Annotated in this window: 12 protein-coding genes, 1 pseudogene and 1 riboswitch; of the genes and pseudogenes, 7 read left to right on the top strand and 6 right to left on the bottom strand. The window is 59.8% G+C overall.

The features are described from left to right. Positions 1–118 precede the first annotated feature (118 nt). Entirely contained in the window at positions 119–1,012 is an 894-nt protein-coding gene (locus IB252_RS00375) for a glycosyltransferase family 2 protein (RefSeq protein ID WP_111451295.1), read from the top strand. Between the two features lie 15 nt (positions 1,013–1,027). Here IB252_RS00375 and IB252_RS00370 read toward each other — a convergent pair whose 3' ends face one another. Next, positions 1,028–1,657: a LysE family translocator gene (locus IB252_RS00370; protein ID WP_192406209.1), complete on the bottom strand. Its 630-nt coding sequence runs from the start codon at positions 1,655–1,657 to the stop codon at positions 1,028–1,030. 91 nt (positions 1,658–1,748) lie between these two features. On the opposite strand from IB252_RS00370, the gene IB252_RS00365 reads away from it, so the two are divergent. The 3 genes from IB252_RS00365 (at position 1,749) to IB252_RS00355 (ending at position 4,584) form a co-directional block, all read left to right on the top strand. After that, a complete protein-coding gene (locus IB252_RS00365) occupies positions 1,749–2,714 on the top strand; it encodes a 2-hydroxyacid dehydrogenase (RefSeq protein WP_008155937.1) in 966 nt (321 codons plus the stop codon). A 33-nt stretch (positions 2,715–2,747) separates the two neighbouring features. Continuing rightward, the gene (locus tag IB252_RS00360) at positions 2,748–3,746 is read left to right on the top strand and encodes a class I SAM-dependent methyltransferase (RefSeq protein WP_008155935.1); all 999 of its coding nucleotides are present in this window, start codon (positions 2,748–2,750) and stop codon (positions 3,744–3,746) included. 41 nt (positions 3,747–3,787) lie between these two features. Continuing rightward, positions 3,788–3,910, top strand: a riboswitch (yybP-ykoY riboswitch). 89 nt (positions 3,911–3,999) lie between these two features. Then, entirely contained in the window at positions 4,000–4,584 is a 585-nt protein-coding gene (locus IB252_RS00355) for a TMEM165/GDT1 family protein (RefSeq protein WP_008155932.1), read from the top strand. 129 nt (positions 4,585–4,713) lie between these two features. Here the strand turns inward: IB252_RS00355 and IB252_RS00350 are convergent, their stop codons facing one another. After that, positions 4,714–5,532 (bottom strand): M48 family metallopeptidase, encoded by an 819-nt coding sequence (locus IB252_RS00350; RefSeq protein WP_111451412.1) that lies wholly within the window; start codon positions 5,530–5,532, stop codon positions 4,714–4,716. A 99-nt stretch (positions 5,533–5,631) separates the two neighbouring features. On the opposite strand from IB252_RS00350, the pseudogene IB252_RS30520 reads away from it, so the two are divergent. Both IB252_RS30520 and IB252_RS30515 read left to right on the top strand, forming a co-directional pair. Beyond that, positions 5,632–7,089: pseudogene (locus IB252_RS30520) on the top strand (HAMP domain-containing protein); the annotation flags it as partial. 15 nt (positions 7,090–7,104) lie between these two features. Then, positions 7,105–7,947, top strand: a complete 843-nt coding sequence (locus IB252_RS30515; RefSeq protein ID WP_370695251.1) for a methyl-accepting chemotaxis protein — start codon at positions 7,105–7,107, stop codon at positions 7,945–7,947. Positions 7,948–8,147: 200 nt separating this feature from the next. Here the strand turns inward: IB252_RS30515 and IB252_RS00340 are convergent, their stop codons facing one another. The 3 genes from IB252_RS00340 to IB252_RS00330 are packed head-to-tail and all read right to left on the bottom strand — an operon-like array spanning position 8,148 to position 9,262. Next, positions 8,148–8,771 (bottom strand): SOS response-associated peptidase, encoded by a 624-nt coding sequence (locus IB252_RS00340; RefSeq protein ID WP_192406206.1) that lies wholly within the window; start codon positions 8,769–8,771, stop codon positions 8,148–8,150. A 35-nt stretch (positions 8,772–8,806) separates the two neighbouring features. After that, a complete protein-coding gene (locus IB252_RS00335; protein WP_111451290.1) occupies positions 8,807–9,067 on the bottom strand; it encodes a putative signal transducing protein in 261 nt (86 codons plus the stop codon). 12 nt (positions 9,068–9,079) lie between these two features. Further along, a complete protein-coding gene (locus tag IB252_RS00330) occupies positions 9,080–9,262 on the bottom strand; it encodes a CPXCG motif-containing cysteine-rich protein (protein WP_008153387.1) in 183 nt (60 codons plus the stop codon). A gap of 142 nt (positions 9,263–9,404) precedes the next feature. Between IB252_RS00330 and IB252_RS00325 the strand changes: the two genes are divergently transcribed. Beyond that, on the top strand, positions 9,405–10,568 hold the full coding sequence (locus IB252_RS00325) for a 1-acyl-sn-glycerol-3-phosphate acyltransferase (protein ID WP_192406205.1): 1,164 nt from the start codon (positions 9,405–9,407) through the stop codon (positions 10,566–10,568). 214 nt (positions 10,569–10,782) lie between these two features. On the opposite strand, the gene IB252_RS00320 is transcribed toward IB252_RS00325, so the two are convergent. Next, on the bottom strand, positions 10,783–11,067 hold the full coding sequence (locus IB252_RS00320; protein ID WP_111451288.1) for a hypothetical protein: 285 nt from the start codon (positions 11,065–11,067) through the stop codon (positions 10,783–10,785). Positions 11,068–11,102: the final 35 nt, after the last annotated feature.

The following is an 11,102-nucleotide window of genomic DNA, read 5'->3' as shown; positions in this document are numbered from 1 at the left end:
CGGACACGATGAGCCGATCGGTTGGCAGCCAAACCGCCCAACCCTCCACCTCATCTTCAAGAGAAGGATCTTGTCACTAGACCTGTCTGGTCACACGCCATCGGTATCGCATACAACAATGAGTATTGAACTGACCGCCCCCGAGAACTCCCGATCGACACAAGCGCCCCTGGTTTCCATCGTGGCACCCTGCTTCAACATGCAAAGATTTCTGGAAGACGCCATCAAGAGCATCTTCGCCCAGGACTACCCGAACTTCGAAGTCATCATCGTGGATGACGGGTCCAGCGACGACAGCCTCGCCATGCTCAAGCGATTACAACAAACCTATGACTTCCAACTGTATTCGCAACCGAATCAGGGCGTGAGCGCGGCGCTCAACCACGGCTTGCGATACGCCAAAGGCGTCTATGTGTCGACGCCGGACCTGGACGACATCATGCTGCCGGAGTCCGTGCGCATTCGCGCCGAATACCTTTGCAAGCACCCGAATGTCGGCTGCGTCGGTGCGCTGATCAGCTACATGGACAGCGACGGCAACACCCTCAAGCAGCAACAACGCGACCGGATACACACCTACAACTTCGATCAGGTCCTCAGAGGTGCTGTCGTGGTCGGCGCGCCTGTTGCGCTCTATCGCATGAAAGCGATGCGAAGTGCCGACTTCTACGCGCCAAAGCTGCGGGTTCAGGACTTTCAGATGACGTTGCGGATTGCCCGGCTGGGATATGAGATCCATGAATTGCCAATCTGCATGACCCGGTATCGCCGCCATACCAACAACCTGTCGAGAAAATACCGGATGCTGCTCCAGGCAGACCTTGAGGCAATCGCGCCGTATGTGAACCATCCCGGCTATCAGAGCGCCCGCACCAGACTGGTGAACAAGGCCCTCAAATATGCCGTGGTCGAAGACAAGACAGAAGCCTGGCAGCTGTTACGCTCGATTCCCTGGCGGCACCTCAATAGAACCAGCTTCAAACGCTTCACGCGGCTGGTATTACATCGCTAGCCGTCTCACCGGGCCTCAGTGCATCTCGGTAAACGCGAGCTTCACACCGATGGCGATCAGTACCGCGCCCATGGTCCGATCGAACCAGTGGCCCATCCGGGCAAAACCTGCGCGCACGCGCTGCTGGCTGAACAGCATCGCCACCAGGCAGAACCACACCGCGGTGGCCACCGCGAGGTAGAGGCCGTAGCCCGCCTGTACCGTCAGCGGCGTGTGCGGATTGATCACCACGGTGAACAGCGAGAGGAAGAACAGCGTCGCTTTCGGGTTCAGACCGTTGGTCACGAAACCCGAAGTGAAAGCGCCGCGAGCCGTGCGCTCGCCCGCTTCCTTGTGCAGATCGTCAGCCGCAGGTTGGGCCGGCCGAGCTCGCAGGGCCTTGAAGCCGATGTACAGCAGGTACGCGGCGGCCGCCCATTTCAGGGCATTAAACAATACGATCGACTGGGACACGATCAGGCCAATGCCGAGCAACGAATAGCCGACGTGCAGAAAAATGGCCGTGCCGACACCCAGCGCCGTCCAGGTGCCAGCACGACGACCATGGGTCACGCTCTCACGCACCACCACAGCAAAGTCCGGGCCGGGGCTGGCCACGGCCAGCAAGTGAATCAAGGCAACGGTCAAAAACTCTGTCCAATACATGGGGGTTCCTTTTGGCCAAGCGTAACGATTTGTTTCATCTGGTAGGCTCGGCAGATTACGCCTTCAGTTCATTGCACAAAAGGTACAGTTGATGACGAACACTCACCGCGCCGTTTTCCTCGACCACCCGTCCCTGGACTTGGGCGACCTCGACCTCAGCCCGCTGCAAGAGTGTTTCAGCGACTTACAGCTTTTCGCCCAGACCACGCCGGACCAGGTGATCGAACGCCTCAAGGGCGCCACCGTTGCCATCAGCAACAAAATCCTGATCGACGCCGCCGCCATCGCTGCCAGCCCCGAGCTGAAACTGATCCTGATCACCGCCACCGGCACCAACAACGTTGACCTCGCCGCCGCCCGCGCCCATGGCATTACTGTCTGCAACTGCCAGGGTTACGGCACGCCGTCGGTGGCGCAGCACACGATCATGTTGCTGCTCAATCTGGCCACGCGCCTGGCTGATTATCAAAAGGCTGTCGGCGAAGGTCGCTGGCAGCAGGCGAAACAGTTCTGCCTGCTGGATTACCCGATTGTCGAACTGGAAGGCAAAACCCTCGGCCTGCTCGGTCACGGCGAACTGGGCGGCGCGGTCGCACGACTGGCCGAAGCCTTTGGCATGCGTGTACTGCTCGGCCAGATTCCCGGGCGCCCTGCCCGGCCGGATCGTTTGCCACTGGAAGAGCTGCTGCCGCAGATCGACGCGCTGACCCTGCACTGCCCGCTCAACGAACACACTCGCCACTTCATCGGAGCCCGTGAGCTGGCCTCGATGAAACCCGGTGCGTTCGTGGTCAACACCGCACGCGGCGGCCTGATCGACGAACAGGCCCTGGCCGATGCCTTGCGCAACGGTCACCTGGGTGGCGCGGCGACCGACGTGTTGAGCGTCGAGCCACCGACCGCCGGCAATCCGCTGCTGGCCCACGACATTCCACGGCTGATTGTCACCCCGCACAACGCCTGGGGCAGCCGCGAGGCACGCCAGCGGATCGTGGGTCAGTTGACCGAAAACGCGCAGGGATACTTCAGCGGTAAAGCACTGCGGGTCGTCAGTTGATAGACTGCGGCACTTTTTTCACAGGAGCAGAGTATGGATCCGCGCAGTGAAGTACTGCTTCGTCAGGCCGAGTTATTCCAGGGTTCGGTGTTGTTGGCCGGTTTGCCCGCCGACGATCTGCTGGGCCGACTGCCCGATGCCCACGGTTGGTGCTGGCATGCCGGCGACCAGGCCGCACTGGACGCCCGTTTCGCCGAGCGCAGCCATTTTGGTGTGAACGCCCCCGAGCGTGAGTTTGAAACCGCCGTGGTTTTTTTGCCCAAGTCCAAGGACCTGACCGATTACATCCTCAACGCCCTCGCCTCGCGCCTGGCCGGTCGCGAGTTGTACCTTGTGGGGGAAAAACGCAGCGGGATCGAAGGCGCCGCCAAACAACTGAACCCCTTCGGCAAACCGCGCAAGCTCGACAGCGCGCGGCATTGCCAGCTGTGGCTGGTTACCGTGGCCACGGCGCCGCAAGCCAAGTCGCTGGAAAGCCTGGCGCAGACCTACGAATTGCCGCTGGCTGAAGGCCCATTGAAAGTCATCAGCCTGCCGGGCGTGTTCAGCCATGGTCGACTGGATCGCGGCAGTGCACTGTTGCTGGAACATCTGGACAAATTGCCGAGCGGCCATTTGCTGGACTTCGGTTGCGGTGCCGGTGTGTTGGGAGCGGCCGTGAAACGTCGCTATCCACACAACCAGGTCACCTTGCTTGATGTGGATGCGTTTGCGGCTGCCAGCAGTCGCCTGACATTGGCTGCCAACGGTCTGGAAGCTGACGTGATTACCGGTGACGGGATCGACGCAGCACCGATGGGCTTGAGTGCGATTTTGAGCAACCCGCCGTTCCATGTCGGCGTCCACACCGATTACTTCGCCACCGAGAACTTGCTGCGAAAAGCGGCCAAACATCTGAAAAACGGCGGCGAACTGCGCCTGGTAGCCAACAGCTTCCTGAAGTACCAGCCGCTGATCGAAGAGCATCTCGGGGTGTGCGCAATCAAGGCCGAGGGACAGGGTTTCAGAATCTATCGGGCCAAACGCGGCTGATAAATAAGTGCTTGCCTAACGGATTTTGCCTAGGCAGAATCCGCTCCGTCCTAGGGGAGTAGTCTCCCACGAGCGCCATGCTCGTCCGGCATACGTCAACATACTTGGTCAACAGACCATGGCGTATGCGACCCAAGCGTCCGCATCAGACGGATCGCAGGGTTTGACAAGACCTATGACACGAACACCTTACCCGGGGCGGGAAGGCTGTACGTGTCATAGCCGTGTCGACCCGCCCCTTAGGAAAACCCTGATGCTGGATTCACTTCTCGTTCCCACCGCAATCGTTGCCTTGGCCGAAATCGGCGACAAGACGCAACTGCTCGCGCTCATTCTCGCCGCTCGCTTTCGCAAACCCTGGCCGATCATCGCCGGTATCGTCGCGGCAACCCTGGCCAACCACGCAGCAGCCGGCGCGGTAGGCGCCTGGGTCGGTAGTTTCTTCTCGAATGCGACGCTGCACTGGATCCTCGCCGCGAGCTTCACCGCGACCGCATTGTGGACCCTGGTGCCGGACAAGATGGATGACGACGAAGCCAGCACCGCCCGCAAGTTCGGACCGTTCCTGACCACGCTGATCGCGTTTTTCCTTGCGGAGATGGGCGACAAGACGCAAGTCGCCACGGTGATGCTCGCGGCGCAATACCCGGAACTGTGGCTGGTGATCATCGGCACTACCGCCGGCATGTTGATTGCCAACGTGCCAGTGGTTTTGGCGGGTAACTTTGCCGCGGATAAATTGCCGTTGACGTTAATTCGTCGCCTGGCGGCGTCGGCATTCTTCATCCTCGCCATTGTCGCGGTGTACAAGGCGATGCAGAGCAGCGGTTGGGTGTAACTCGGGACACTGATCGTTCCCACGCTCCGCGTGGGAATGCCGCCTTGGACGCTCCGCGTCCGCTTTAACGTCGTGACGCAGAGCGTCACAGGATGCATTCCCACGCAGAGCGTGGGAACGATCATCGGCTCAGGATTTCCTGGCTTTCTCGTACAGCGGCATGACTTTCGGAATCGCCGCCTGCAAGGAAGCAATACGACTCGACGACGCCGGGTGAGTACTCATGAACTCCGGCGGCGAACCTTCCGAGGCCTTGGTCATCTTGTTCCACAGGGTGATCGCGGCGTTCGGGTTATAACCGGCGCGAGCGGCCAGTTCCAGGCCGATCAGGTCCGCCTCGTTTTCATTGGCGCGACTGTTGGGCAAGGTCATGCCGTAGTTGGCCACGGTATCCGCCAGCGCCAGGCTGTCCTGACCCAGACCGAACAAGGCACCGGCGCCCTGCTTGGCCATTTCGATGCCGTAAGCCTTGGACATCGCTTCACGACCATGCTCGCGCAGGGCGTGGGCGATTTCGTGGCCCATGATCGCGGCGATCTCATCGTCGGTCAGTTGCAGGCTGTCGATCAGCCCTGTGTAGAAAATGATCTTGCCGCCAGGCCCGCAATTGGCGTTGAGTTCGTCGCTCTTGATCAGGTTGACTTCCCATTTCCATTGGGCCGAATCCGGACGGAAAACCGGCGCCTGGGCAATCAGCCGGTCGGCAATCGCCTGGACACGCTTGGCCTCGTTACTGGTCTTGTCCAGCACGCCTTTGGTGTTCGCCTCTCCGACAGTCTTTTGATAAGACTGGGCGTACATCTGGTTGACCTCGTCGGTCGACAACATACTGAACATGTACTGCTTGCGCTCAACGCCCACCGCGCCACCGCTGGTGGTATTGACCGACTGACAACCGGCGAGCAGCAGACCTGCGCTCAGTGCACACACAACCAATGTCTTGTTCATCAAAAAAACCCCTGAAAACATGCCGCGTATCCTAGGCGTGGAATTGTATCGACGCCAGATACCACAGAGGTGTAGACGCACATTTAAGACAAAGCTCTCATGGCCGCAGGAAAAAATTCACATAACGGTGTCCACCGCGATCGATTACGGCCCGCAATGATTCGTTTGCGACATCAAACCCTCAAAAACAGCCAATTCGCCAACCTCCGCTCATGGCCATCATCCCCCCTGCCGATACACCACCGCAGACGTCCTCTTGCGTGCGGAGCCCCCATGAAATTCAAGTCGATCCAGTTTTCCGTGGCGGCCCTCGCCGGCGCCATCGTTCTTAGTGTCGTGGCAGCCCTGGTGCTGTACGCGCTGTTTTCCGGCGCACGGACACAAGACATGGTCCAGCAGCGGACCCAGGCACAATTCGAGCAAGTCATCGAACAACGCCTGACATCCCTGGCGCAAACCCAGGTCAGCCAGATCCAGCGCGAGCTCGAAGCGCCACTGCTGATTGCCGGCGGACTGGTGCGAGTCAACGCATTGATCGGCACCCCGGGCGCCGATGGCCAGCCACAGTTGAACCTGAGCCGTGAGCAATTGATCAGCCTGATCAAGGAAAACGTCGCCAAGAACCCGAAAATTCTCGGCACCTACATCGGCTGGGAAAAAAACGCCCTCGATCACAACGATGCAGCCTACGTCGGCACCCAGGTGGTCGGCATCGACGCCAGCAACGGCCGCTTCCTGCCGTGGTGGTTCCGCAACGAAGACGGCAGCCTGGGCCTGGACAAACTGGTGGACGTCGACGACCAGAAAACCCTGTCCACCGGCGTGCGTGCCAGCGAGTACTACCTGTGTTCCAAAGAAACCAAAAAGTCCTGCGTGATCGATCCGGCGCCCTACAAGGTCGGCGACAAGATCGTCATGCTCGCCTCCTTTATAGAACCGATCATGCTCAACGGAGCCTTCCAGGGGATCGTCGGCGCCGACCTGTCGGTGAACTTCATCCAGGAAATGCTCCTCGGCGCGAATCAGAAGTTGTACAGCGGCGCGGGTGAAATGGCCCTGATTGGCGGCAACAGCCGGATCGTTGCCTACACCAAGGACCCAAGCAAATTCGGCGAGAAGGTCAGCGACATCCTCGACAGCCAGCAGATCGCCAACATGGCCAATCTCAAGCGCGGCGAAGTCACCTACAGCGTCGACAAGGCCCAGGGCCGGATCGAGTTGTACCTGCCGTTCGGCATCGGCCAGACCGACGCTCGCTGGACCCTCATGCTGCAACTGCCGCTGAACGCGGTGATGGCCGACCTGCAAAAACTTCAGGGCGATCTGGACGCCCAGCGCAAGTCCGACACCTTCGGCATGGCCATGGTCGGCTTGTTGATTGCCGGTATCGGCTTGCTGGTGATCTGGCTGGTGGGCCACGGCATTGCCCGACCGCTGAAACAGATGGTTGCCATGCTCGACGACATCGCTCAGGGCGAAGGTGACCTGACTCGACGCCTGACCAGCGACCGTGCCGACGAACTGGGCTCGATCGCCAAAGGCTTCAACACCTTCCTGGCCAAGTTGCAGGTGATGATCACCCAGGTGGTGACTTCGGTGCAGAGCGTCAGTGATTCGTCGGAACACACCGCCGACATCGCCATTCGCACCAATATCGGCGTGCACAAGCAAATGGCCGAGATTGATCAAGTCGCCACGGCGGTGCATGAAATGACAGCGACCGCTCAGGACGTGGCGCGCAACGCGACCCAGGCTGCGCAAGCCGCCAGCCATGCCGATCAGGCCGCGGCGCAGGGCATGCAAATCGTGCGCGATACGTCGAACTCGATTGGCGTACTGGCGATAGAAATCGGCAAGGCCGTCGGCGTGGTGCAAACCTTGGCCAAGGACAGCGAGAACATCAATGCGATCTTGACGGCGATTCGCGGGATCGCCGAACAGACCAACCTGCTGGCCTTGAACGCGGCCATCGAAGCGGCACGAGCTGGCGAACAGGGACGCGGTTTTGCGGTGGTGGCCGATGAAGTGCGCAACCTGGCGCAGAAGACCCAGAAAGCCACTGAAGAAATTCAGACCATGATTCAGCAGCTGCAACAAGGCACGCGCGATGTGGTGCGGGTGATGGAGGACAGTCAGAACCGTACCGACGAAAGCGTGCAGCACGCGGCGAAAGCGGCTGAGGCGCTGGAGACGATTACTCAGGCGGTGTCGGTGATCAACGACATGAACACCCAGATTGCCAGTGCGGCCGAGGAACAGAGTGCGGTGGCTGACGACATCAACCGTAACGTGATCAACATCGGGCAAGTGGCCAATGAAGTGGCAGGCGGAGCGGATGAGTCGAGTGCGGCGAGTGCGGACCTGACCAAGCTGGCTGAGCAACAGCGGCGGTTGATCAATCAGTTCAAGGTCTGAAGAGCCCCCTCACCCTAACCCTCTCCCCAAGAGGCGAGGGAACTGATCGAGGTGTTCTTAGAGCTACATCGACCTGAATTACCGAGCCGATCTCAGGTCCTGAAAGCAACCGAGATCGTCTCCCTTTCCCCCATGGGGAGAGGGCTGGGGTGAGGGGTCGATTTTGAACCTGACAAATATTTGAAGACACTCACGGTTCATCAACCCGGCGTCAGACACTCCGGCCCATTGAGCTTCGGATCATTCACCAGATTCGCCAACACCCGCTCGCGCAACGCCGCGGGTTCACTGGCGAGTAACGCTTGCAAGGCATGCAATGGAGTCTCTGGATTGAGCCACGCCTCCTGCCCCGCCGCATCGAGAATCAACGGCCGGCGCTGACTCGCCGCCGGCTGAGTGATCACCGCTGTACTCAGCCACACCTGCTCCTGCACCGGATACGCTTCCCAAATCGCCGCAAAGAACAGCGCCGAGCCCTCCCCCGGTGTCAGCCAATACGGACGCTTGCGTGTGGTGCCGCGCCATTCGTAAAAACCATTGGCCGGCAACAGGCAACGGCGTTCGCGCAGGGCCTGGCGAAACATCGGTTGTTCAGCGACGGTTTCAGCCCGGGCATGGGCTGGCGTACGGGACAAATCGGTCAGCCACGACGGCGTCAACCCCCAGCGCGCGCGGGCCAACTCTCGCCGACCCTCAACGCCGGCGCGCAGCATCAACACCGAATCGTTGGGAGAAATATTCCACTGGGCCTGCTGATCGGCGGGGAAGCCAGGCAGGGCCGCGAAGGCGGGGTTCCAGCGAAACAGGGCATAACGTCCACACATGGGGCAACACGACTCTTGATAAAACGAACGTCAGCCTAACAGACCAGCGTGCCGGGAAAACTTTCCGGTTCATCGTCGGGCAGTGGCAGCGCGGCATTGTACGCGGTGATCAGCTCCCGGGCGTATTCAGCCTCGTCGTTATCGACCGACAGGCCCAGCAGGCCGAAGATCGGCAATTCGCCGCTGCCACCGAGCAAATCGCGCCCCACCAGATGCGCTTCAATGCCCTCGCTGGCCAACATGCTTTGCAGCAACTCACCTTCCATGAGGTTTTCCGGCTCGTAGATTCGCTGCATGGGGTGCCCCTTTCATTCGTTTTCGCTGTGAACTTCGAGCAACCATTCCTGACCGTCAGTCTGCAAGACAAACGTGATGGGGCGACAACACACCGGACAGTCCTCGATATAGGTCTGATCGCCACCGGACAAGTCCAGAACGGCCTCAGCCTCTTCACCACAATACGGACATTCGTAGCGCTCGGTTTCCAGCATCGCGGTCTCCCAGGTGACTTGTGCGTATAATCGCCGGTCTATTTGCAGGGCTATTTTTATCTGGCTAACTTTTCAGACCGTGCCCCGTTGGTTTTCGATCAAAACCTTTACTTACCCTAGCCGTTTCTAACAAGAGAGCATGATGGGCGAATTCGATGCCATCCGACCTTACAATGACAGCGAAGTCCCTGCGGTGCTGGACCGGCTGCTCGGCGACAAGGCGTTTCTAGATATCCTCATCCACTTCCGCTTCCCGCGTTTTGCCGGTGCTTTCGGCTGGATGCTCAAACCTCTTATAGCTCATCGGCTGCGCCGTGAGTTCGCCGACGTTACGTCGGTGGCCACGTTGCAGGATAAAGTCGAGATGTACGTCGACCACACCATCGAGCGAGCCACGGACGGTGTGACGTACACCGGCGTCGAGCAGTTCAAGTCAGGCTGCGCCTACCTGTTCATCGCCAACCACCGCGACATCGTGATGGACCCGGCCTTCGTCAACTACGCCGTGTACCACGCCGGCCTGCCGACACCGCGCATCGCGATCGGCGACAACCTGCTGCAAAAGCCCTTCGTCAGCGATCTGATGCGCCTGAACAAGAGCTTTATCGTGCACCGTTCGATCACCGGTCGACGCGAGAAGATGGCGGCGTATCAGCTGCTGTCGGCCTACATCAACCACTCGATCCGCAACGATTGCGCTTCGATCTGGATCGCCCAGGCCGAAGGCCGGGCCAAGGACGGCGACGACCGCACCGAGTCGGCCATCCTCAAGATGTTCCACATGAGCCGCAAGGACGAGCCGTTCGGCGAAGTCATTCAGTCGTTGAACCTCACCCCGGTGTCGATCAGCTATGAATATGACCCGTGCGATCAAGCCAAGGCTCGCGAGCTGTTCATCCGCGCCACCACCGGCAGCTACACCAAAGTACCGGGCGAGGACGATGTGAGCATCGCCAAGGGCATCACCGGCTACAAGGGCCGGGTGCATGTGAACTTCGCCTCGCCGATCACCGAGCTGTTCGACGACACCAAGCAATTGGCGATCGAGATAGACCGGCAGATCCTCGGCGGCTACCGCCTGTTCCCGGTGCATTACCTGGCCTACGCCCAGTGGAAAGACGCCGACCCGCAATTGCAGGTGCCGAAAGCCTCTGAAGTGTTTGCGGCCGACGAACTGGCCAAGGCTCAGGAGCAATGGCAACAGCGTCTGGACGCGTGCCCTGAGGAGCATCGTCCGTTCATGGTCCTGCAATACGCGACGCCGGTGCGCAATCAGTACCGTGTCAAAGCAGGTTTTCCGCTGTAAGGGTTTTGGCTGGATACGACAACGGCGCTCTATTTGACTGTCACCACATCACCTGTGGCGAGGGGACTTGTCCCCGTTGGGCTGCGAAGCGGCCCCAAAACCTGCGATCATATTTTTCAGACAGGCCAGGGGTACCGATTTACGACTGCTGCGCAGCCGAACGGGGATAAATCCCCTCACCACAGAAGCGCCCTCGCCACTTGGTGTCAGCGCTTCAGAAGCGCGTACTGATCCACGACACCAGCAGCGCCAACCCCAGGCAGGCAAAACCGAATCGATAGAAAAACCGGTTCATGCGCAAGGTCGCCCCATCCAGCATCAACGTCGGTTCATCGATACGACGGTTCTGGCTTTGCGTTTCGAGAATGGCCAGCGCGCGCTGTTCGCGGCGACGAGTGGCATGCAGCAACCAGCCGCCCGGAAAGGCCAACAACAAGGCCAACAGGTTGATCAACTTGGCGGGATGGTTGGTAAACAGCGAAATCAAATGCAACGACATCACGGACCTCAGCAAAACAGGTGGCAGACGTCGAA

The organism is Pseudomonas sp. PDM10, from assembly GCF_014852295.1.
Lineage (GTDB): Bacteria > Pseudomonadota > Gammaproteobacteria > Pseudomonadales > Pseudomonadaceae > Aquipseudomonas.
Note: the sequence above shows the minus strand (reverse complement) of the source record. Positions and strands in the feature narration are given on the sequence as shown.